The sequence below is a fragment of the Shimia gijangensis genome, assembly GCF_900142085.1.
Lineage (GTDB): Bacteria > Pseudomonadota > Alphaproteobacteria > Rhodobacterales > Rhodobacteraceae > Shimia > Shimia gijangensis.
The window spans coordinates 98,095-121,025 of sequence record NZ_FQZQ01000010.1 but is presented as its reverse complement, the minus strand read 5'-3'; the positions used below and the strand labels follow the sequence as shown (position 1 = coordinate 121,025).

Genomic DNA, 22,931 nt, shown 5'->3' with positions numbered 1-22,931 from the left:
ACTGCGCTTTGTATATTGGTTAATGCCTCGCGGCAGCCACCGGGTCGACCAGAGTGCGCCCACCATCTAAAGTCAGGATTTGGCCGGTCATGAACCCAGATCCTTCCGAGGCCAGGTACTGAATGGCATCCGCGAGTTCACTTGCCGCCGCCACACGTCCCAAAGGCGTATTTTTCTCAATCTCAGCGCGATATTCAGGGTTTTCCTTGAGCGCCTCCTGCAGGCTGGCCGACATGACCGACCCAAAGGCAACCGCGTTGACCCGAATACGATGAGGTGCCAGCGACAACGCCAGAGAGCGGGTCATTTGATCCACAGCCGCAGTGGACACAGAGAATGCCAGCAAGTCGGGATGTAGTCGGCTTGATGCAATGGACGACAGGTTAACGATTGATCCTACCTGCCCTTCTTCACGTCCATCGGCCTGTTTGATCATACGTTTGGCCACATATTGCGACAGGCGCAGCGATGTCTTTAGATTTTGCGCCAGCATCGTCTCCAGTGTGTCATCTTCCGGGTCCAACGTGTCCGAAGTCGCAACCTGGCGGCATCCATTCACCAGAATATCGATGCTGTCAAAAGCATCGATTGTGGCCGACAGAAGATTGGCAATGGTCAGTTTCTCCCGGAGATCTCCCGCAAAAAACCGAACGTTGCTATCTTCCTGATTCTCGCCAACTTCTTTGATGAGCCGCTTTTCGTCCAGATCCGCAAACATCACATTTGCACCGTGACCCGCGAAATGACGTGCCACTGCCAGGCCAATGCCACTTGCAGCCCCGGTCACGATGGCGGTTTTTCCTGCTATCGAGAATGACATGGATTCTCCCCAATGATTCTGAAGGTCAGATTACGCGCTTTCACTTGCGTGTGCGAGCGGGCCGTGAAGCATGCAGCACTTTGAACCGATTGTCGCCAGCCACTTCCTCTACCTGCTGAAACCGCGCGTTCAACGTGGTTTCATACGGCAGATGACGGTTGGCGACCATCCACAGCTGCCCGGAAGGTGCAAGCATACGCGCGGCAGCATCGATAAAGGCAACCCCCAGCGCAGGTTCCGCTGCGCGACCAGTGTGAAATGGAGGATTCATGATCACCGTGTCCATCCGCGCCCGCGCAACCCAATTGGTGGCATCCGCCCAATGAAAACTGGCGCGGTCATCAACGATATTTTCGCGAGCACAGTCCAAGGCTGTATGATCCGCTTCAATCAAATACAGGGTTTCGACTGTGTCGCGATTTAGAATTTCGCGGGCCAGATACCCCCAGCCGGCTCCAAGATCGGCCACGTTGCGCCCCAGCTTTTGCGGCAACGCCTCTGCCAGTGCCCGCGATGCAGGATCGATACCGTCGACCGAAAACACCCCGGCCCCCGTGACAAATTCCTCTTCAATTTCGCGCCGATGAGGTGCGCGCCAATCTGCAAAATCTCCGTTCGCAAACCAGAACAATTTGCCATGCGCTTTTGAAATCGTCCCGATCACATCCGCGCGTTTTCGACAATCCTTCAACAGGCTTTCAGCACCATCTGTTTTCTGACCGTCCACAATCACCAGATCTGAGCAATCCGCTGCACGCGCAATCATGTCCCGCGCCTGCGCCTTGGCACGTGGCAGACACACCAACGCAGCCTCGTAACGCCCAGTTTCGCGAATTGCACATGTCAGCCCAGCCCGCTCAAAGGCTTCAAAGTCCGGGCGCAAGGGTTGAATGATCTCACAAGCATCGCGCGCAAGCGCTGACAAATCAAAGCCCGCACGCGCGGAAAATACGGCAATACGCCCTTCAGACGGCAGGACCAGACCACCGTCATCGACGGCTAGTGACAAACGTGAATGAGACATTAGATTTTTCGACCCACCAAAGTTGGCGCGGTCATTCCTTTTCCATGGTGCACTGCAAAGGGTGCTGGTGGCGGCGTGCGAAATCCATAACCTGGGTCACTTTGGTTTCCGCAATTTCGTGACTGAACACACCCACAACTGCGACACCTTTCTTGTGAACCGTCAACATGATCTCAAACGACTCGGCATGTGTCATGCCAAAGAACCGTTCGAGGATATGCACAACAAACTCCATCGGCGTGTAGTCGTCATTCAGCAACATCACCTTATACAGCGGTGGGCGCTTGGTACGCGTGCGCGTTTGCACTGCGACTCCTGCGTCGCCCTCGTCTCCGCTGTCTGCGGCCATGAACACAGGTTTCAATGTCATGTGTGCCTACTGAATTACGTTTGTCGCTCTGGACGGTTTATATAACCTGTCCTGAGCGTTAGAAAAGAGGCTCTCGTCACATAATTGGGGCCGAAGATGGCAAAGTTCTTAACGACCATTGGTTTTGATGCCGATGACACACTCTGGCACAACGAGCGGTTCTTTCGAATTACACAAGCCCGTTTTGCGGAGCTGCTGTCAGATTTTACCCCCCAGGACCACCTCGAAGAGCGCCTTCTGGAAGCCGAAAAGCGCAATGTCGGACACTATGGGTTCGGCATTAAGGGCTTTGTTCTCTCAATGATCGAAACCGCCATCGAAGTGACCGAAGAACGTGTGCCTGCCGCCGTGATCGCCGAGTTGATGGCCGCAGGGCGCGAAATGCTGCAACACCCGATCGAGCTGCTACCACATGCCCGGGCAACCGTTGAAGAATTGGCGTCTTCACATCACCTTGTGCTGATCACCAAAGGTGATCTCCTGGATCAGGAACGCAAGATGGCGCAATCCGGTCTGGGTGATCTGTTTGACTGGGTAGAAATCGTGTCGCACAAAACACCTGCCATCTACACCCATACTTTTGATCGTCACGGTGACGGCCCCGCACGCGCGATGATGGTTGGCAATTCCATGCGTTCGGATGTGTTGCCCGCAATCGAGGCGGGCAGCTGGGGCGTATACGTACCGCACGATCTAACCTGGGCACTGGAACACGCCAAGAAACCCGAAGCCCACGCACGCTTTGCCGAAATTGAAACATTGGAAACCTTGCCTGATCTTATTAAGAAAATTGGATAGCTGCCACATTCCTGCCACATTGGCTTTGAATGTATTCAAAACCACCGCACCCCCTACATCTTGGTTGTCATTTCCAACACGTGGTTGAAAGTGACTGAAATCAGGGACTTTATTCGTGATGCGGCATGTGCTAGCCTGACAGCAACAAAAACAAGCCGACCGGAAAAATCCGGCGGTATGAGGCAGTAAAAGGCAGTTTCACAGTGAAGGTTCGGCACACCCCGCCGGCCCGGCTCGGGCTTTTCGTTCTTGCGGCCATCTGGCTGTTGGTTGTTGTTCCGCTGTCTGCGGCAGCGGCTCCTTATGCTGCGATGGTGGTTGATGCCCGCTCGGGCAAGGTCTTGCATTCGCGCAATGCGGACACCCGGTTGCATCCGGCCTCATTGACCAAAATGATGACCCTTTATGTGGTATTCGAGGCTGTGCAGAATGGCGAAATCTCACTGGACACAAAGGTGCGCATCTCAAAGAACGCCGCTGCAGAACCGCCTTCCAAATTGGGGCTGAAATCCGGTCAAAGGATTGCGCTGCGGTATCTTATTCGCGGGGCCGCCGTTAAATCTGCCAATGATGCTGCCACCGCGCTTGGTGAAGCAATCTCTGGCTCCGAAGCCGCTTTTGCGCGTCGTATGAACCGGACCGCCAAGGCCCTTGGCATGACCAACACAACCTTCAAAAACGCCCACGGCCTGACCGAGACAGGGCACCTTTCGACTGCTCGCGACATGACCAAGCTGGGACGGCATCTGCTTTATGATTACCCGCAGTATTACAACCTGTTCTCGCGACGATCGACCAATGCAGGCATCAAAGAAGTGAACAATACGAACCGTCGCCTTCTGGCGGCTTATCGTGGCGCAGATGGAATCAAAACGGGCTATACCCGCGCGGCGGGGTTTAACCTTGTGGCCTCGGCCGAACGCGGCAATGAACGCGTGATCGCCACCGTTTTTGGCGGGCGCTCCAGCGCGTCTCGCAATGCAAAAGTGGCCGAACTTCTGGATCTGGGATTCCGACGCGCGCCAACCCGCGTTGCCCTAAACAAACCAACAGCGCCACAATACAACGGCGAACCTTCAACAAGTAAAACCGTTCGTGTGACAGTAGCCGTCAAACAAAGCCTGAGGCCCAAATTGCGGCCACGCTCTATGGAGCCGCAAAACCAACCTGTGGCGGTCGCGTCGGCCAGTGATATTGAAGACGACATCAAGAATGCACTTGTTCAGGCACAGGCAAACCGGCCCGTTGAAAGCGACACGTCGATTGACCTGACCAAAGCTTCTGTCGAACCAGAAGCCCCGCAGGTCGTGACGCGCCTGTCTACGTCTGGCGGGCGGCATTGGGGTATCAACGTGGGGCGCTATGCCAGCCGGTATGCGGCAGAAAAGGTCTTGCTGAAAACCGCTTTGGCCGAGATGTCGACACTGGATGGGTCTTTGCGGAAAGTTGTCAAAAACTCACGCGGCTACGAAGCAAATTTCCTTGGCCTGTCGCAAGACACCGCAGCGCTTGCCTGCCGCCGCCTGCAAGCCCGACAAATCGCCTGCGTTACAATTGGTCCGTCTTAAGGCTTGCTCCTGCGACCGCTCTGGTCCAGAACTTTCGGCATGACAAACCTTGCTTTTCCCGCCCCCGCCCCCGTTTTGCTGCCGATTGCCGGTAGCGATGCCCTGTTCCCTGTCCGCCGCATTTTCTGCGTTGGTCGAAACTACGCCGAGCACGCGCGTGAAATGGGCCTGGATCCTGAAAAAAAGCACCCCTTTTTCTTCAACAAACCGGCAGATGCCGCAATCCCGTCTGGCCGCACGATCCCGTTTCCGGTCGAAACCGAAAATCTGCACCACGAGGCCGAACTGGTTGTCGCCATTGGCAAAGCCGGCACTGATATCGCAGCCGAGGACACCGCTGCGCATATCTGGGGATACGCCTCGGGCAATGATCTGACACGGCGCGACCTGCAGGCTCAGGCAAAAGAAGACCGCCGCCCCTGGTGTATGGCCAAGGGCTTTGACAATTCCGCCGTGATTGGCGCGCTTCACCCGGCTTCTGAAGTCGGCGATATGACCACGGGTCGCATCAGCTGCACCGTTGACGGTGAAATTCGTCAGGATTCAGACCTCGTGGAAATGATCTGGCCCACAGCCAACATCATCGCCTTTCTGTCACGTCTGGTAACGCTGCAACCGGGCGATCTGATCATGACTGGTACGCCTGCTGGTGTCGGACAAATCACACCTGGACAGTCCTGCACTGTAACCGTTGAGGGCCTAAGCCCGGCCGAAGTCTCTTTCGCCTGAGACCGCGCTTCACTGTTTCAAAAATGCTCCCGCCGGAGGCAGCTGTGTGTTCGGTGGGCGCTAGGGCTTGGGGTGATCGTCCCATTCACTGTTCAGAATACGCTGTGCGTCGCCTTCCGGGTCGTCATACTGGTTGGTGCGCACCGTAAAGATAAAGAACAAAAGCCCAATCCCCCCAAGGATCAGTGAAATCGGGATCAGATACGCAAGAACTTCCATCAGGCCTTTACCTCAACCGCAAAGCGTTGAGCGACACAGTAATCGAAGACGATGACATGGCCAATGCGGCAATCAGGGGTGTTGCCAGTCCGGCGACCGCCAGCGGCACAGCGATGATGTTGTAAACCGTCGCAATTCGAAAGTTTTCACGGATGCGTTTGGTCGCAGACCGCGCCGTCGCCAAGGCATCGGCAATCGGGCTGAGATCCCCGCCCAATAACACAATATCTGACGCCACACGCGCCGCATCCAAAGCCGACGCCGGGGAAATCGAAACATGCGCAGTCGCCAGAGCAGCCGTGTCATTCAGACCATCGCCGACCATCAAAACGCGCCGACCTTCGTCCGTCAGCGCCATCACCCGTGCGGCTTTATCTTCGGGCAGCGCCTCGGCCACCCATTTGGTGATACCCAGACGGGCGGCAAGACTTTCCACCGCCCCGGTGCTGTCCCCCGAGATCAGCAGAACCTCTTTGCCACCATCCAAAAGAGTGCGCACAGCCTCTTCAGCGCCATCGCGCAGCGTGTCCTCAAAGGTGAAGGCGCGTGCGGCGCCATCGCCCAAAGACAAAAATGCAGATGTCTGTGCCAAAGGCTGCGCTCCAACCCATGTGGCACGCCCCAAACGCACCAGGGTGCCGTTCCGCTTGCCTTGGGTCCCGAAACCCGGAACCTCTTCAATCTCGCTCAGTTTGGCAGGTCTCACACCCAGTTCCCGCGCGGCATCGCTAAGCGCTTGTGACAGTGGATGAGACGATCCCATCGCCAATGCCAAAGCCACTTCTATTTCCTCGCGGGCAAACTCGTCCAGATTGGTCAATCGCGGCGTGCCCGCAGTCAGTGTGCCAGTCTTATCAAACACAACCGTGTCCACCTGTGCCAGCCGTTCCAAAGCCGTTGAGTGCTTGATCAACATGCCTTTGCGAAACAATCGCCCCGACGCAGCCGTGGTCACAGCAGGCACCGCAAGACCCAGCGCACAGGGACAAGTAATGATCAATACAGCCGCGGCAATGTTCAACGCTGTGCGCAAATCAAATGTGTAAAGATACCACCCCACAAAGGCGAGCGCGGACAGGATGTGAACCCCCGGCGCATAAAGCTTGGCCGCGCTGTCCGCCAATGACGTGTACCGCGACCGACCAGACTCGGCGATGGCAACAAGGTCTGCCATGCGGTGTAGGCTGGTTTCTTCTCCCACTGCTGTGGCGCGAATGACCAATGGTCCGGTCAGGTTCACTTCACCCGCGCTGACGCCACCCCCCGGCTCGGCATAGACTGGCACTGTTTCACCGGTCAGCAAAGACCGGTCGAGTTCAGACTGGCCTTCGACAATCTGACCATCCACGGGCATCCTGCCACCAGGGCGCACAATCACAAGGTCGCCAACCACAAGTTCGCTGACCTGAACCGTTTCTTCTGCACCGTCCACCATTCGGATCGCGCGCGGCACTTCCAATGCCGCCAGTTCCTCGGCGGCAGATCGGGCAACGGCGCGGGTGCGATAATCCAGATAGCGACCTGCCAGCAGGAAAAACACCAGCGTCAGCGCCGCGTCGAAATAGGCGTGCTCGCCGGACAGCATGGTTTCCCAAAGTGACGTCGCCACCGCCAGAAGTATCGCCAATACAATTGGCACGTCCATATTCAGACGTTTGTTTCTCAACGCAGACCACGCACTCACATAAAACGGCTTACCCGAAAAAACGATGGTCGGCAGCGCAATTGCCGCCGAAATCCAATGGAACATGTCCCGTGTCGCAGCTTCGGCCCCGGCCCAAACGGAAACCGACAACAACATCACGTTCATCGATGCAAAACCGGCCACGGCCAGCCGCATCAACAGATCGCGTCCTGCCTTGTCGTTTTCAGTGGCAGACAATGTCCCCGCATCCAACTCATGGGCTTCATAGCCGATACCAGTGAGCGCTCCGACCAGATCTTCGGCCAGAACATCATGTTCGGCCTCAACTGTGGCGCGTTTCAAGGTGAGGTTCACCCGCGCGGATTTCACGCCGGGATAGGCGTTCAGCTGACGTTCAACTGCCGAAATACAGGCCGCACAGTGGATCGTCGGCAGCGACAGCGCCAGACGCGCATCCTTTTGCTGTTCCTGCTCAGCCGCAAGCGCGGCCGCGGCTGGGGCGGCATCACAGGCCGGACAGGCAGACGCGGAGGGACGCATTACAGCGGTCATGGCTCAACCTTTGACGTAGAGGACCACGCGCTGCGTGAACTCGGTTCCATCTTGGGCAGTGGCCTTCATCCTAATATTCCAGTTTCCGCCCGCCAGCTCAGCAGGTGCAACATAAACCGACCCGTCAAACTGAAACGCCGGTTCCATGTCATCTTTCATATGGGTTGCACGGCCCAGAATTGCCTCAAGCGACGTCACCTGAACCGGAGCCCCCTCTTGGTCTGTGATCGACAGGATCACCAACCCACCCGTGGCCCGCGCTGCAACTTTCCAGCCCAAAGCGGTCTGAGCAATGCGTCGCGCGTCAAATTCCTGACTGGCAACATACGAGTTTTTCACCTCGAGCCCCGGAAAGGTTTTGACCGCGGAAAAGGCCAGTAAAAGATTAACAGCGATGATGACACCAAAAGCCCCAACAAACACCATTGCAGCATGACGACCGGTAAATTCACGTTCTGCCATCAGTTGGCCCTTCCGTTGAATACGGTGTCTTTATACACCCGATCGCCATTGGACGCATCCTCAACCCAAATACGGAACCCGGTGCTCGCACTTTCTGCGGGCAGAGCGCCTTTTGGAGATAGCACATAAACCCGTTGCAGCTTCATTTGATCGGCCGGAACGATAACGGTATCGCCTTCTGTGCCCTCAAGCTGAACCAGCAGCGACGGATCGCCCTTCACTGAAATCTGGAAGGGACGATCATCGCCATGCTTGTTGCGCAGACGCACTTCATAGGTGTTGCGGATTGTGCCGTCAGATAGGGTGACAAAGGTAGGATTACGCACAGGCGCGACAGTCAGCTCAATGTCCGAGCGCAAGAACAAAGCCACGACCAGCATAACCCCAACCAGCGACCACAGCGTTGTATACAGAATGGTCCGTGGGCGCAGAATGTGTTTCCAAATACTCTTTGGCTGTCCACCCTCTCGTTCGCGGCCCTCGTCCGAAGCTGCCAGATAGTCGATCAAACCGCGTGGCTTTCCGACCTTCTCCATCATTTCGTCGCAGGCATCAATGCAAAGTGCGCAGGTGATGCATTCCAGTTGCTGGCCATCGCGAATGTCGATGCCAGTGGGGCAGACATTCACGCAAGCCATGCAGTCGATACAATCGCCAAGCTCAGTGTCCTGCGTCCGTTTGCCTTTGCCGCGCGGCTCACCACGCCAGTCGCGATAGCCCACGACCAAGGTATCTTCGTCCATCATGGCCGCCTGAATGCGGGGCCATGGACAAGCATAGATACAAATCTGCTCTCGGGCGATAGCGCCAAAGAACACGGTAAAAAAGGTCATCACCGCAATTGTGGTGTAGGCAATTGGGTGTGCTGTGCCCAATAGCAGGCTTTGCAGCAGCGCTGGCGCATCGGTGAAATAAAAGACCCAAGCCCCGCCAGTCGCAAGCCCGATAAAAATCCACGAGAGCACTTTGATAACCCGCAATCGAAACTTGCGAAAATCCCATTTCTTTTGCCGGTGCAGGCGTAACCGCGCGTTACGGTCGCCTTCTATCCATCGTTCCACAAGTAGAAACAAATCTGTCCAGACAGTTTGTGGACAGGCATATCCACACCAGACCCTTCCCAGTGCCGAGGTAAACAAGAACAGCCCCAAGCCTGCCATAATCAACAGACCCGCAACAAAATAAAACTCATGCGGCCAGATTTCGATCATGAAGAAAAAGAAACGGCGATTGGCAATATCAACCAGCACGGCCTGATCAGGAAGGCTTGGCCCCCGATCCCAGCGAATCCACGGGGTCAGGTAATAAATACCCAACGTAAAGGCCATGAGGAACCATTTGAGATTACGGAACTTTCCGTACACACGCTTCGGAAAAATGGGTTCACGGGCCGCATATAGCTCCGGCTCTTGATCGGTTTTACTCACAGGAATCACTCGCGCCTAAAGAATTCTCTGAGTGTCTTTTCGCCAACCTGACGGTCAAGGACTTTGATTTGCATCAAATTCTACATCCTTAATGTAGGTTTTTAATTTTCGACGTCCAGCCACTACCTCGTCGAAACGACGAATGCGAACAGAAAAACCTTCCCAAAGTGGGATTGCATTCAAAGGTGCAGGTGATATGCTTGTTTAGTAAGTGTCGGCTTTCCAGGAAACGCGCGAACAGGACGGAAAGCCGACACCTTTGCCCCACAACGTAAGTCACGGGCAACTCTGAACCCCAGAACACTGAATTTTCAGCAGCGAACAGGGCCTTGATTGCCCTCACTCTTTCCGATTCCCGCCAAATCGCCTTTGACCCAGATCAAACTGCACACATTATCTGCTCGCCCAAGGCGTTATTTTTTTGTGCACAAAACAACTATTTTCAGATGATTTTCTATGGGACCTTGGCCTTGGGTCGCCGCCATTCCTAAAACGGAAAGGGCCCCGGTTTGTAAAACCGGGGCCCTCGTCTGCGGCGCTTACCGCCACAGAGATTTCAAATGTGATTACTCACCGCCACCAAGCTGGTGAACATAAGCTGCGACTGCACGGACCTGAGCTTCGCTCAGACGTGAACCCCAGCTTGGCATTACACCATAACGGCTGTTGCTGACGGTCTCTTTGATGGCATCGTAGTCACCACCATAAAGCCAGATCGCATCGGTCAGGTTAGGTGCACCTTGCTCGCGGTCGCCCGTGCCGTCTTCGGCGTGGCAAGATGTGCATTCTTCAGCAAACACTTCACCACCAGCAGCCACCAGAGAGGCATCCACCGGATCACCGGACAGAGACATCACATAGTTGACCACAGAATCGATTTGCTCGGGCTCGAGGTAATCAACACCAAAGGCGGGCATTTCCGAGTAACGCGCATCGTCGTCTTCTTCGGTGCGAACCCCGTGCTTAACGGTGGCGTAGATGGCTTCGATATCGCCGCCCCACAGCCAGTCGTTGTCCAAGAGGTTCGGATAGCCAACCGCACCAGCAGCCCCAGAACCGTGGCACTGAGCGCACCAGGTTTTGAACACCGCCGCACCAGCCGAAGCAGCATAGCCACTCAGCTCAGCATCGCTGGAAATGGCAGTCAGGTCTGCCGCTTCCAGTTTGGCGTTGATTGGAGCCAGCTTTTCTGACGCAGATGCAATGTCAGCTTCAACATCAGCACGCTGCGACCATCCCAGAACACCCTGAGTGGTGCCCGTAAGACCCGGCCACGCCGGATAGAGGACAGTATAGCCAATGGCCCAGATGATTGTGACATAGAAAGTCCACAGCCACCAACGAGGGAGTGGATTGTTAAACTCTTCGATGCCGTCCCAAACGTGACCGGTGGTTTCCGGATCTTGCTTTTTCTGAACAGGTTTCTTGCTCATGTCCTCGCCTCCTCATCCGTGGCGGGTTTGTCACTGTGCCGGAACGGGATGCCCGCAGTATCGCGGTATTCCTTGGTCGCACCTGGACGGAACACCCAAAAGATGACCCCGATAAAGAATACGAACAAGAACAAGAGCATCCAGCTGTCGGCGAACTCACGCATAAGAGTATATGTTTCCATAATTTCTCTCCCTTACCGGTGCATGTCGGGGTTGAAGGTCGAGAAGTCGACCAGCGTGCCCAACATTTGCAAGTAAGCGATCAGCGCGTCTGCTTCTGAGATGCCCGCTTGGCCATCAAAGTTGCGTACGTTCACCTTGTCACCGTAACGTTCCAGCAAACCATCATAGTCGCTGTCCGGATCAGCCTGAGCCGCAAAGTCAGCCTTGGCATTGGCGATCATGTCCTCAGTATAAGGCACGCCGACAAGTGCGTTGGTCGCCATCAGCTCACCAATGTATTTGCCGTCGATCTTCTTACGCTCGAGGAAGCCATATTTTGGCATGATCGATTCCGGCACAACCGCTTGTGGGTTGCGCATGTGATCCACGTGCCATTCATCCGAATAACGACCACCTACACGAGCCAGATCAGGACCTGTCCGTTTAGAACCCCACTGAAAGGGGTGGTCGTATTTGGATTCCGCAGCCAGCGAATAGTGACCATAGCGTTCAACCTCATCACGCATCGGACGGATCATCTGTGAGTGGCAGACATAGCAGCCTTCACGGATATAAACCTCCCGACCCGCCATCTCGAGGGGTGTGTACGGGCGCATGCCCTCCACATCCTCGATGGTGTTTTCAAGGTAGAACAGTGGTGCCAACTGAACGATGCCACCAATGGTTACAACCAACAGGCTGAAAATCAGCAGGAGGGTCGCGTTGGTTTCTAGAACCTTATGTTTGTCAAGAATTCCCATTGCTCCGGCCCTCCTATTCAGCCGGGACTGCGACAGAAAGGCTCGACTCTTTGGCCGGCGATTTCTTCACAGTCATCCACAGATTGTAGCACATGATCACGGCGCCCGAGAGGAACAGAAGTCCACCCAAACCACGCACGATGTTCATCGGCTGTTTCGCACCAACAGTGTCAGCGAACGAGTTCACCAGGAAGCCGTTGGCATCCACTTCACGCCACATCAGGCCTTCCATGATACCAGTGACCCACATCGATGCGGCGTACAAAACAATACCGATCGTGGCGAGCCAGAAGTGCCATGACACCAGCTTGAGCGAGTAGAGCGCTTCGCGTTTCCACAGAACAGGCACCAGGAAGTACAGAACACCAAAGGTGATCATGCCGTTCCAGCCCAAGGCACCAGAGTGCACGTGGCCAATGGTCCAGTCAGTGTAGTGCGACAGCGAGTTCACAGCGCGGATCGACATCATCGGGCCCTCAAAGGTCGACATGCCATAAAAGCCGATCGAGATCACCATCATGCGGATCACAGGGTCGGTGCGCAGCTTGTCCCATGCGCCCGAGAGCGTCATCAGACCGTTGATCATGCCGCCCCAGGACGGCATCCAAAGCACAATCGAGAACACCATACCCAGTGTCGACGCCCAATCCGGCAGCGCGGTGTAGTGCAGGTGGTGTGGGCCAGCCCAGATGTACAGGAAGATCAGAGCCCAGAAGTGGATAATCGACAGCTTGTACGAGAACACCGGACGTTCGGCTTGCTTTGGCACAAAGTAGTACATCATGCCCAAGAAACCTGCAGTCAGGAAAAAGCCAACAGCGTTGTGGCCGTACCACCACTGGGTCATCGCGTCCTGGACGCCGGCCCAGACGATAACCGATTTCGACCCGAAAATCGAAACAGGGATGGTCGCATTATTCACCAGGTGCAGCATCGCCACGGTGACGATGAACGAAAGGTAAAACCAGTTGGCCACATAGATATGTGGCTCTTTGCGTTTGATGATCGTGCCCAGGAAAACGGCCAGATAGGCCACCCAGACAACCGTCAACCAAAGGTCAACATACCATTCAGGTTCGGCGTATTCTTTCGACTGCGTGCCGCCCAGCAAATAGCCGGTGGCTGCCAGTACGATAAACAGCTGATAGCCCCAGAAGACAAACCAACCAAGGTTGCCGCCCCAGAGGCGAGCAGCACTTGTGCGCTGAACAACATAGAATGACGACGCGATCAATGCGTTGCCGCCAAAGGCGAAGATCACGGCTGACGTGTGCAATGGACGCAGGCGTCCAAAGTTGGCGTAGCCTTCTGCCCATTCAAAGTTCAGTACCGGAAATGCCAGCTGGAAAGCGATGAAAACGCCGGCAAGGAACCCGACGACACCCCAGAAGGCCGTCGCGATTACGCCTGCGCGTACCACGCTATCCAAATATTCATTCTGCGGATGCGACGTTACGTCGCCGACCTTCCGCAAGGTCCAGATAAACAACCCACCTGATACCAGTGCGATGATAATCGCATGCACCAGATAAGCCACATCGCGCGCGTAGTTCGCCGCGATCAACGCACAAAGCGTGACCACCGCAAGCGCGATAAGCTTGATATAATTCAACATATTGCGTCCCTTCGTCTTGCCGGGCACGATTCGAGCGTACCCTGGCGGATTTAGACTGAGTGTCTTTTGATCCTCCGTACCGCTTATCGCCTTGATCTGCATCAAAGCACAACGCGTCAAAAAGCGACCCAATAAAGACCACGCTACAGGGTGGCTCAAACTGGGCCGCTGACAAGTATCGTTTTCCGCAAGTGCCATGGAGAATTGAATGGCCTATAAATCGCTTTTGACGGTCCTGACCGATACAAAACTGGCCGAAGCGCCAATTGATCAGGGCATCTCGCTGGCTGTTGCCAACAACGGCCATCTCGACGTTCTTTCGCTCGGTGTCGACCGCAGCCAGTCAGGGTATTACTATGCGGGGGCCAATGCGATGGTCCTGCAGGAAACCCTGAGCCGCGCGCATGAAGAAGCCGATCAGATTGAAGCTTTTGCCAAATCGCGCCTTGAAGCCGCGGGGATTCGGTGGGGTACTGAATCCGGTGTCGCCCAGATTGCTGACCTTGGTCGCCATGTGGCGCAACGCGCCCGCTTTGCAGATCTGGTGATCCTGCCCAAACCGTATGGTAGCGGCCACGGCTCCGAGCTGGAGCCCACAATCGAAGCTGCCCTTTTCGAAGGTCAGGCCCCTGTTCTGGTCGTTCCAGACGGAGCCACACCATTGGCCGACGCCAAATCCGTCTCGATTGCCTGGAACGAAAGCGCCGAAGCACTGGTTGCCATTCGTGCCGCAATGCCGATTTTGAAAAATGCCGATCTGGTTCGGGTTGTGGTCGTAGACCCGCCCACACATGGACCCAATCGCTCGGACCCAGGCGGTATGCTGTCTCAGTTCCTGTCACGCCACGGCGTCAAAGTCGAAATCGACGTTCTGTCCAAAACGCTACCGCGTGTATCCGATGTTATCATGCGACATGCCAAGGATTCGAACTGCGATATGGTGGTCATGGGGGCTTACGGCCACTCACGGTTCCGCGAAGCCATTCTTGGTGGTGCGACCCGTAATATGCTGGAACAGGCCGAAGTTCCTGTCTTTATGGCGCACTAGTCACGAAAAAGGCGGGGGAAACCCCGCCCACTACGTACCAAGTAAAGGCGGGAAATTCCCGCCTTTTTCTTTAGGCCATAACACCGCCATCGGTATCGTCACCTGCCTCTTCCAGCAGCCGAATAAGATCAGGCACCGTCACATGACGCTTGCCTTCAAGCTGAATGACACCATCTCGTTTTAGGGCCGACATCTGGCGGCTGACAGTTTCCAAAGTCAGACCAAGATAATCCGCCATCGCTTCGCGGGTCAGCGGCAAGTCAAATACTGTTGTCCCTGGATTATCGTTTGGCTTCAACGTGGCATCACGCCGGGCAATAATCGACAGAAGCGACGCAATTTTTTCCCTGGCCGTCTTGCGTCCAAGGACCAGCATCCATTCGCGGGCAGCATCCAGTTCGTCCAGCGTCATTTCCAGCAAACGTTGGGCAATATGCGGCGTCTCCAGCATGATCTGTTCGAACGGTTTCTTGCGAAAACAGCACATGACCAGATTGGTTGTGGCCACGACATCATAGGCAGCACCATTGCGTCCGGGGCGTCCGACAAAGTCACTGGGCAGTAGCAGCCCTACCATTTGTGTGCGGCCATCTTCCATGGTTTGCGTCAGGGATGCGATTCCGGAAACCACAGACCCGACGAAATCCATCTGATCTCCGGACCAGACAACCGTCTGGCCAGCTTCAAAGCTGCGGTAGTATTTGATTTCTTCCAACGCATCCAACTCGTCAGGTTCACAGCGCGCACACACCGCCTGATGACGAATAGGACATTCCGCACAATTGTGCGGTGCAGTAAGGATCGGTTGTTTCAACATAATCGAGTTCGCGCTTGATCTGGGTCAAGGTTGGCCCTGACCGGATGCGACTAAGCGTAGTTCCATGGAAACGAAAACACAATTGGCAAAGCTGGGTCTATTTGACGCGAAAGTACCGCGTTATACGAGTTACCCCACGGCACCACACTTCAAGAACGACGTAACTCCTGACCTATTCGGGGACTGGATCGGCGCGGTTAAAGGTGATTCGAAAATATCACTTTATATCCACGTGCCATTTTGCCGCCGTCTGTGCTGGTTCTGTGCCTGCCGCACACAAGGCACCGCCAGCGCCTCACCGGTCGCGGCCTATGTTGAAACCCTGAAACAGGAACTCGCGATTCTGAAATCGCATCTGGCCGACGGCGTGACCTTGTCTCGCCTGCATTGGGGAGGCGGTACACCAACCCTGCTTGAGCCTGCGATGATGGACGATCTTGCAGGCGCCATTTTTGATGTGGCCCCGATGGCGGACGACGGCGAATTCTCGGTCGAGATCGACCCCAATGAGGTTGATGACGAACGTCTTGCGGTTCTGGCCCGCAACGGCATGAACCGTGCTTCAATCGGGGTGCAGGATTTCGATGACGAAATTCAAAAAACCATCGGTCGCATCCAAGGCTATGATATCACCCGCGACGCAGTGGACATGATCCGGTCGCATGGGGTCAAAAGCCTGAATGCAGATATTCTTTTCGGCCTGCCGCATCAGACACAGGAACGAATCACGGAAAGCGTTCAGAAACTCCTGTCACTTTCCCCCGATCGCGTAGCCCTATACGGATATGCGCATGTTCCTTGGATGGCCAAACGGCAGCAGATGATCCCTTCCGATACTCTGCCCACCCCCCAAGAACGGCTGGATCTGTTTGAAACCGCCCGTAAACTGTTCCTGTGGGACAATTATGACGAGATCGGCATCGACCACTTTGCCACCAAAGAAGACGGCCTGTCCGTTTCTTTGCGTAACGGTACTTTGCGTCGGAATTTCCAAGGCTACACCGACGACACCGCCGACGTCCTGATTGGTGTCGGAGCCTCGTCCATTTCACGCTTCCCACAAGGCTATGCTCAGAACAACCCGGCAACCTCGGGCCACACAGGCGCCATTCGCGACGGCAAGTTCTCAACCAGCCGTGGCCATGCTTTTAAAGGGGAAGACAAACTGCGTTCGCGCCTGATCGAAGCCTTGATGTGCGACTTCCGTATTAACGCGCAAGAGATCATCGATACCTTCGGCATCGCCGAAGCCAAGCTGGCGGCCATGTTTACATCTGTATCTGAACAGTTCCCGGACATGTTGCAGATCACAGAAGACGGGCTTTTCGTACCACTTGAAGCACGCCCGCTCACACGCATGATCGCACGGGCATTTGATGCTTACGGAATGGATCAGGCCGGGCACAGCTCGGCAATCTGATCTAACATCAATCCAAAGAAAGCGCGTCGCCCCATCGGTTGGCGCGCTTTTTGGCTCCGCAGGTTCACTGTTTTGAAAGTACCCCTGCCAGAGGCAACCGCCCTAAACTTTGGGTGCCGCCGCCAAAAGGGCACGGGTGTATTCGGTGCGAGGTGCGTCAAACAACGCTTGCGCTTCGCCCTGTTCGATCACATCGCCCTCTTTCATCACCATGATTTTATGGCTCATCGCACGCACCACGTGCAGGTCATGGCTGATGAACAGATAGGCTAACCCATATTTCTTTTGCAAATCTCGCAGCAAATCCACGATCTGCACCTGAACTGTCATATCCAAGGCAGATGTCGGCTCATCTAGAACCACCAGCTTGGGTCGCAGGATCATCGCCCGCGCAATCGCGATCCGTTGGCGCTGACCACCGGAAAACTCATGCGGATAGCGATCCATGAGCACCGGATCCAGTCCGACCTCGACCATCACTTCTGACACCAGATCACGCGCATCTCGCCCATCAGGTGTGCCATGCACCCCCAACCCTTCGGCGATGATCTGTTCACAGGTCATCCTCGGGCTAAGCGATCCGAATGGATCCTGAAACACAATCTGCATGTCTTTACGAAGATCGCGCAACCGGGATTTGCTCCAACTGCGCACGTCCTGACCATCAAAGGTGATGCCACCTTCTGACGATATCAGCCGCATGATCGCCAGCGCCAAAGTGGTCTTTCCTGACCCCGATTCTCCTACGATCCCAAGAGTTTCACCAGCACGCACGTCGATACTGGCATCATTAACAGCCTTCACATGGCCAACAGTCTTACGAAAAAATCCCTGTTGGATCGGAAACCAAACCTTGAGGTGATCCGTATGCGCCACAACTTGCGCGTTCGGCTTCACAGGGTCCGGCACACCCACGGCTCGTGCACTTAACAATTTCTTAGTGTAATCGTGCTGCGGGTTGGCAAAGACCTTGGCCACAGGCCCGGCTTCCACGATTTCTCCATCCTTCATCACGCAAACCTTGTCGGCGATCTTTTGCACGATGCCAAGGTCATGGGTGATGAACAAAAGCCCCATATCCTCGGTGCGTTTCAACTCGGCCAACAACTCAAGAATCTGCGCCTGAATGGTTACGTCCAACGCCGTCGTCGGCTCGTCCGCGATCAGGACATCCGGCTTATTGGCGAGCGCCATGGCGATCATCACCCGTTGACGCTGGCCGCCGGACAACTGGTGCGGATAAGCCCCAAGGCGGCTTGCGGCGTTACGAATGCCCACCTTTTCCATCAATTCAATGATGCGTCCGCGCGCTTGATCACCGACAACACCCTGATGCAAAGCCAGTGACTCGGCCAATTGTTTTTCCAGCGTGTGTAACGGGTTGAGCGAGGTCATCGGCTCCTGAAAGATGAACGAAATATCGTTGCCTCGCACCTTGCGCAGCATCCGTTCATCGGCCCCAATCATCTGCTGGCCTTCATAGGTGATACTGCCGGTTGTGGTCGCACTTGCGGGCAAGAGCGATACGGTCGACAGCGCTGTCACGGATTTACCCGACCCGGATTCACCAACTAACGCCACAGTCTCTCCGCGATCTACAGTAAAAGACACGCCTTTGACTGCATCCACACCCTTACCGTCCTGACGGAAGGACACGCACAGGTCTTTGACCTCAAGAATACTCATGAAAAGGTCTTTCTTGGGTCAAATGCGTCGCGCACGCCTTCGAATATGAAGACCAGCAGCGACAGCATGATGGCAAAAGTGAAAAACGCCGAGAACGCCAACCAGGGCGCTTGCAGGTTCTGTTTCGCCTGAAGGGTCAGTTCCCCCAGCGACGGCGCTGACGACGGCAACCCATAGCCAAGAAAATCAAGCGAGGCTAACAGGCCGATTGTGCCCGTTACAATAAACGGCAGCATCGTCAGCGTCGCAACCATCGCATTGGGTAACATATGGCGGAACATGATCACCCGGTCACTCACGCCGAGCGCACGCGCAGCACGGACATACTCAAGGTTACGCGCGCGCAGGAACTCGGCGCGCACCACGCCCACCAATGCGGTCCATCCAAACAGCACCGTGACGAAGACTAGTAACCAGAATCCTCGCCCAAGAATCGCGAACAGAATGATGATGACATACAGCTGTGGTGTCGCGCCCCAAATCTCAATCACTCTCTGGAACACCAGATCAACCCAGCCGCCAAAATATCCCTGCACAGCTCCGGCGATGACGCCGACAATACTGGCCACAGTTGTCACAATCAGGGTGAACATGATCGACAGGCGGAACCCATAGATGATCCGCGCCACCACATCGCGTTTGCGATCATCCGTGCCCAGCCAGTTCTGGCCGTTAGGAGGCAAAGGCGCCGCGCCGGGGCGATCAACCGGCGTATCAAAGGAGTAAGGGATCAGTGGCCAAAGCGTCCAACCCTGATGAAATCCTTCTTCCGTAAAACTGTCGTTGGAAACCTGTTCCAGAACCTCTTCGGGTTCATCCAGACAAATCTCCACCCCGCCGGTTTCGATCAGGCATTGCACCACCGGGTCTTTGTAATCAGCCTCGGTTTTGAAATCTCCGCCAAAGGCCGTTTCCGGGTAGAACTTGGCCACCGGCACATAGAATTCCCCCTGATAGCGCACCAGGATCGGGCGATCATTGGCCAGCACTTCGGCAAACATGGTCACCACAAATGCGATGGAGAACAGGATCAAAGACCAATAGGCCCGTCTATTGCGTTTGAAGTTACGCCAGCGGCGTTGATTCAGAGGGGACAAAGCCATGATCTCAGCCCTCCCGCCGTTCAAAGTCGATCCGCGGATCAACCAGCACATACATCAGGTCCGACAGGATACCGACCACAAGTCCAATTAGGCCAAAAATAAACAACGTACCAAATATCACCGGGTAGTCCCGCGCCACAGCGGCCTCGAACCCCAATCGGCCCAACCCATCAAGTGAGAAGATCGTCTCAATAATTAGCGATCCGCCAAAGAACACGCCGATAAACACTGCCGGAAAACCCGCGATGACAATCAGCATGGCATTGCGGAATACATGCCCATACAGCACCTGATTTTCCGATAGCCCTTTGGCGCGTGCGGTCATCACATAGTGTTTCTTGATCTCATCCAAAAACGAGTTCTTGGTCAACAAAGTCAGCGTTGCAAAGGCCGCGATTGTTGATGCCAGAACCGGCAATGTAATGTGCCATGCGTAATCCAGCGCCTTACCAATCATAGTCAGTTGCTCGTAATTGTCAGACGTGAGCCCGCGAAGTGGGAATATCTTCCAGTAAGACCCGCCCGCAAACAGCACCAACAACATGATCGCAAACAAAAAGCCGGGGATAGCATAGGCCACAATGATCACACCCGATGTCCAGGTATCAAAACTTGACCCATCACGGACCGCCTTGCGAATGCCCAAGGGGATCGAGATCAGGTAGGCAATCAATGTCGACCAAAGCCCAAGGGTAATCGACACCGGCATCTTTTCCAGCACAAGATCGGTAACACTTATTTTGCGGAAATAGCTTTCGCCAAAATCCAGGCGCAAATAGTTACCCATCATCGTGAAAAACCGCTCAAGCGGCGGTTTGTCGAACCCAAACTCTTTTTCTAACTGCGCAATGAATTCTGGCGGCAGCCCCTGACCGCCAACATATTTGCTGCCACCAGAACTGCCCGTAAATTCCTCAGTTTGCAGGTTGCCTGCATCCTGCCCGCTTCCAGCAAATCCTTCGAACGCATCGCCTTGTCCTTGAATTTGCGCAATCACCTGTTCCACCGGGCCACCGGGAACAAACTGTACCAGCGTAAAATTGATGATCATGATCCCAAGCAATGTTGGGATGATCAGCAACAGCCGTCTTAGAATATAAGCGCCCATGCGCGATCTACCTCAGCGCACCGGCGGCCTTTAGCTTGGCCGCCTTTTCTGCATTGAACCACCAGAAATCCAATTCGCCCAGCGCATAACGCGGCAATGGATCGGGGTATTCATATTGATCGAAATAGGCCACCCAAGTGCTGTCATTGTACCAGACCGGGATCATGAAACGCTCCCAACGCAACACGCGGTCCAGCGCCATCAATGCCACATCGCGATCTTCACGAGTCTCAGTTTCCAGCGAGATGTCGATTATCCTATCGACCAATGGGCTCGCGAGCCCCGCCGGGTTGAACAGGCTGAAGGCAGCCTCTTCAGATCCATAGCGCTGATGCAGGCCGGTGCCTGTGTCCAAAAACGCCACGTAGCTATCAAAAACCAAGTCATAGTCCCGGTCCCGCTCACGCAAGGTAAACTGCGCAGGGTCGACCTTTTCAACTGTTGCGTCGATCCCCATTTTGCGCAGGTTTTGCACAAAGACTTCGACAAACGCGCCCAAAGTGGCCGACGACGAGGTCGGGATTGGGAAATTCAGCTTCAGCAATTGGCCGTTCGTGTTGCGGCGCATACCATCGTCCCCGACATCCCAGCCCGCCTCATCCAGCAGCCCCATAGCCTTGCGAAGATTACGACGATCGACTTCGCGCTTGGGGCTGGATTCATGGGCGCTTACGACAGGTTCATTCAAAATGCCCTCGGGTACCAGATCACCAAGACTGTCAAACAAGGCCAGTTCTTTACCTTCGGGTAGACCCATGGCTTCATGAGGTGCGCCCTGCACAAAGGAATGACGCTGTTTGAACAATCCAAATTGCAGCGACTCATTGGTCCATTCAAAATTGTATCCCAACGAAATTGCTTCACGAACACGGCGATCTTTCAAAGGCTCTTTGCCAAGGTTGAACACGATTCCCGTCGGTGACGGAGGCGTGCCATCCGGCAATTCTGCCTTCTTCACCCAACCTTTTTCGATCCCGGGAAACTCATATCCCGTGGCCCACTGCTTGGAGTTGCCTTCCTGGCGGAATGTATACTCGCCTGCCTTGAACGCCTCGAAAGCTGCAGAATCATCTGCGAAATACTCGATGCGAATGCGATCAAAGTTGTGCCGCCCCTTGTTGATTGGCAAATGCCAGCCCCAGTAGTCAGGGTTGCGTTTGTAGATAATCCGGCGGTTCACATCATAGCTGTCGATCATATACGGACCTGACCCCGGAGAGGTCTCAAGTCGGGGCTCGTCCAAACGCGCGCCAGTTTCATCGTACCAGGCCTTTGAATACACAGGCACTCCGCCCACCTGATCAATCAAGCTACGCCGCGACATCTCTGTGGCAAAGGTGAATTTGACGGTGTGATCGTCCAGAGCTTCGGCCGTCAGCACCCGCTTTTTCACGGCCTGCCCATAAGACGGCAGCCCTTGGTTGATCAACAGGTTGTGACTAAACACAACGTCGTGCGCAGTCACGGGTGTGCCATCAGAAAACACCGCTTCGGGACGCATGTAAAAAATCACCCAGGTCTTGCCCTCGTCATACTCAAGACGTTCGGCCAAAAGCCCATAAGATTCGCCATACACATCGGCAGGCATCCCACCGCCTGTCGGCGCGTCGCCCAACAGGCTTTCATACATCATCCAGCTATAACGCCCAGCGCGCCCTTTGCGCGAATAGGGATTCATGGAATCAAACGTGCCCGGCGCCCAAAGCGCGATTTCCCCCCCTTTAGGGGCTTCCGGGTTCACATAGTCAAAATGCGTATAATTCGCCGAATACGTCAGATCGCCAAAATAAGAATACCCATGACTTTTGATGATCTTTTCTTCCTCGGCGCGGCTCTGGCCTGCTGCAATCATCAATGCCAACGCACTCAACCCGGCAATCAACCATCGGCCTAACATGTGCGAAAAAGGCTTTTCGGCTGCAAGAACACGGGATCTGGGCATGGCTCTTCCTCTGAACTGTCGGACGATTTGTGTCACTTTAGTTGTGTCTCAAGCTAATGGGCCTTCCCCTACACATTCAAGGTGCGATTGCGTCAATAAGGCGTGATTTCGGTCCGCACCCCCAATTCATCATCTGGTCCCAAATATCCTGGGGTGAATTGGCCAACAACCAAGAGGGGCAAGGCCCCTGCAACCAAAAGAAAAGCCGCTGCGATCTCGCAG

At 55.0% G+C, this 22,931-nt stretch carries 21 protein-coding genes; 5 read left to right on the top strand and 16 right to left on the bottom strand.

The genetic code is table 11. The features are described from left to right. Positions 1 to 19 precede the first annotated feature (19 nt). From BUC32_RS10550 to clpS, 3 genes are read right to left on the bottom strand one after another with little or no spacing between them, the layout of a single operon-like run. Entirely contained in the window at positions 20 to 820 is an 801-nt protein-coding gene (locus tag BUC32_RS10550) for an SDR family NAD(P)-dependent oxidoreductase (protein WP_073252360.1), read from the bottom strand. A gap of 40 nt (positions 821 to 860) precedes the next feature. Further along, positions 861 to 1,844: a class I SAM-dependent methyltransferase gene (locus BUC32_RS10545; protein WP_073252358.1), complete on the bottom strand. Its 984-nt coding sequence runs from the start codon at positions 1,842 to 1,844 to the stop codon at positions 861 to 863. Between the two features lie 31 nt (positions 1,845 to 1,875). Continuing rightward, the gene (gene clpS, locus BUC32_RS10540; protein WP_073252356.1) at positions 1,876 to 2,214 is read right to left on the bottom strand and encodes an ATP-dependent Clp protease adapter ClpS; all 339 of its coding nucleotides are present in this window, start codon (positions 2,212 to 2,214) and stop codon (positions 1,876 to 1,878) included. A 96-nt stretch (positions 2,215 to 2,310) separates the two neighbouring features. On the opposite strand from clpS, the gene BUC32_RS10535 reads away from it, so the two are divergent. From BUC32_RS10535 to BUC32_RS10525, 3 genes are all read left to right on the top strand, one after another. Beyond that, positions 2,311 to 3,012, top strand: a complete 702-nt coding sequence (locus BUC32_RS10535; RefSeq protein ID WP_073252354.1) for an HAD family hydrolase — start codon at positions 2,311 to 2,313, stop codon at positions 3,010 to 3,012. A 203-nt stretch (positions 3,013 to 3,215) separates the two neighbouring features. Further along, positions 3,216 to 4,580: a D-alanyl-D-alanine carboxypeptidase family protein gene (locus BUC32_RS10530; protein WP_073252352.1), complete on the top strand. Its 1,365-nt coding sequence runs from the start codon at positions 3,216 to 3,218 to the stop codon at positions 4,578 to 4,580. A 39-nt stretch (positions 4,581 to 4,619) separates the two neighbouring features. Beyond that, positions 4,620 to 5,309, top strand: coding sequence for a fumarylacetoacetate hydrolase family protein (locus BUC32_RS10525; RefSeq protein WP_073252350.1), 690 nt, complete (start codon positions 4,620 to 4,622; stop codon positions 5,307 to 5,309). Between the two features lie 60 nt (positions 5,310 to 5,369). Here BUC32_RS10525 and ccoS read toward each other — a convergent pair whose 3' ends face one another. The 8 genes from ccoS to ccoN form a co-directional block, all read right to left on the bottom strand. Beyond that, a complete protein-coding gene (gene ccoS, locus BUC32_RS10520) occupies positions 5,370 to 5,528 on the bottom strand; it encodes a cbb3-type cytochrome oxidase assembly protein CcoS (RefSeq protein ID WP_073252348.1) in 159 nt (52 codons plus the stop codon). Between the two features lie 7 nt (positions 5,529 to 5,535). After that, positions 5,536 to 7,725: a heavy metal translocating P-type ATPase gene (locus BUC32_RS10515; protein ID WP_073252347.1), complete on the bottom strand. Its 2,190-nt coding sequence runs from the start codon at positions 7,723 to 7,725 to the stop codon at positions 5,536 to 5,538. A gap of 3 nt (positions 7,726 to 7,728) precedes the next feature. After that, positions 7,729 to 8,187, bottom strand: coding sequence for a FixH family protein (locus tag BUC32_RS10510; protein WP_073252345.1), 459 nt, complete (start codon positions 8,185 to 8,187; stop codon positions 7,729 to 7,731). After that, a complete protein-coding gene (gene ccoG / locus BUC32_RS10505) occupies positions 8,187 to 9,614 on the bottom strand; it encodes a cytochrome c oxidase accessory protein CcoG (RefSeq protein ID WP_073252343.1) in 1,428 nt (475 codons plus the stop codon). Before ccoG ends, BUC32_RS10510 begins: the two co-directional genes overlap by 1 nt. Before the next feature lie 566 nt (positions 9,615 to 10,180). Next, entirely contained in the window at positions 10,181 to 11,047 is an 867-nt protein-coding gene (gene ccoP, locus BUC32_RS10500) for a cytochrome-c oxidase, cbb3-type subunit III (protein WP_073252341.1), read from the bottom strand. Then, on the bottom strand, positions 11,044 to 11,229 hold the full coding sequence (locus BUC32_RS10495) for a CcoQ/FixQ family Cbb3-type cytochrome c oxidase assembly chaperone (RefSeq protein ID WP_073252339.1): 186 nt from the start codon (positions 11,227 to 11,229) through the stop codon (positions 11,044 to 11,046). The genes ccoP and BUC32_RS10495 overlap by 4 nt, the downstream gene beginning before the upstream one ends. A 12-nt stretch (positions 11,230 to 11,241) precedes the next feature. Continuing rightward, complete coding sequence (gene ccoO / locus BUC32_RS10490; protein ID WP_073252337.1) at positions 11,242 to 11,970, bottom strand: cytochrome-c oxidase, cbb3-type subunit II; 729 nt, start codon at positions 11,968 to 11,970, stop codon at positions 11,242 to 11,244. A 13-nt stretch (positions 11,971 to 11,983) separates the two neighbouring features. Next, positions 11,984 to 13,585 carry a cytochrome-c oxidase, cbb3-type subunit I gene (ccoN, locus tag BUC32_RS10485; protein ID WP_073252410.1) on the bottom strand — a complete coding sequence of 534 codons (1,602 nt, stop codon included), beginning with the start codon at positions 13,583 to 13,585 and terminating at the stop codon, positions 11,984 to 11,986. A 208-nt stretch (positions 13,586 to 13,793) separates the two neighbouring features. On the opposite strand from ccoN, the gene BUC32_RS10480 reads away from it, so the two are divergent. Continuing rightward, positions 13,794 to 14,633 (top strand): universal stress protein, encoded by an 840-nt coding sequence (locus tag BUC32_RS10480; protein ID WP_073252335.1) that lies wholly within the window; start codon positions 13,794 to 13,796, stop codon positions 14,631 to 14,633. 70 nt (positions 14,634 to 14,703) lie between these two features. On the opposite strand, the gene fnrL is transcribed toward BUC32_RS10480, so the two are convergent. Continuing rightward, positions 14,704 to 15,450: a transcriptional regulator FnrL gene (fnrL, locus tag BUC32_RS10475; protein ID WP_073252333.1), complete on the bottom strand. Its 747-nt coding sequence runs from the start codon at positions 15,448 to 15,450 to the stop codon at positions 14,704 to 14,706. Positions 15,451 to 15,514: 64 nt separating this feature from the next. Between fnrL and hemN the strand changes: the two genes are divergently transcribed. Next, positions 15,515 to 16,870, top strand: coding sequence for an oxygen-independent coproporphyrinogen III oxidase (gene hemN, locus BUC32_RS10470; RefSeq protein WP_073252331.1), 1,356 nt, complete (start codon positions 15,515 to 15,517; stop codon positions 16,868 to 16,870). Between the two features lie 102 nt (positions 16,871 to 16,972). Here the strand turns inward: hemN and BUC32_RS10465 are convergent, their stop codons facing one another. The 4 genes from BUC32_RS10465 to BUC32_RS10450 are packed head-to-tail and all read right to left on the bottom strand — an operon-like array spanning position 16,973 to position 22,709. Then, the gene (locus tag BUC32_RS10465; protein ID WP_073252329.1) at positions 16,973 to 18,556 is read right to left on the bottom strand and encodes an ABC transporter ATP-binding protein; all 1,584 of its coding nucleotides are present in this window, start codon (positions 18,554 to 18,556) and stop codon (positions 16,973 to 16,975) included. After that, entirely contained in the window at positions 18,553 to 19,659 is a 1,107-nt protein-coding gene (locus BUC32_RS10460) for an ABC transporter permease (RefSeq protein WP_073252327.1), read from the bottom strand. Before BUC32_RS10460 ends, BUC32_RS10465 begins: the two co-directional genes overlap by 4 nt. A gap of 4 nt (positions 19,660 to 19,663) precedes the next feature. Continuing rightward, the gene (locus BUC32_RS10455; protein ID WP_073252325.1) at positions 19,664 to 20,767 is read right to left on the bottom strand and encodes a microcin C ABC transporter permease YejB; all 1,104 of its coding nucleotides are present in this window, start codon (positions 20,765 to 20,767) and stop codon (positions 19,664 to 19,666) included. A 7-nt stretch (positions 20,768 to 20,774) separates the two neighbouring features. Continuing rightward, positions 20,775 to 22,709, bottom strand: a complete 1,935-nt coding sequence (locus BUC32_RS10450) for an extracellular solute-binding protein (RefSeq protein WP_073252323.1) — start codon at positions 22,707 to 22,709, stop codon at positions 20,775 to 20,777. Positions 22,710 to 22,931 lie beyond the last annotated feature (222 nt).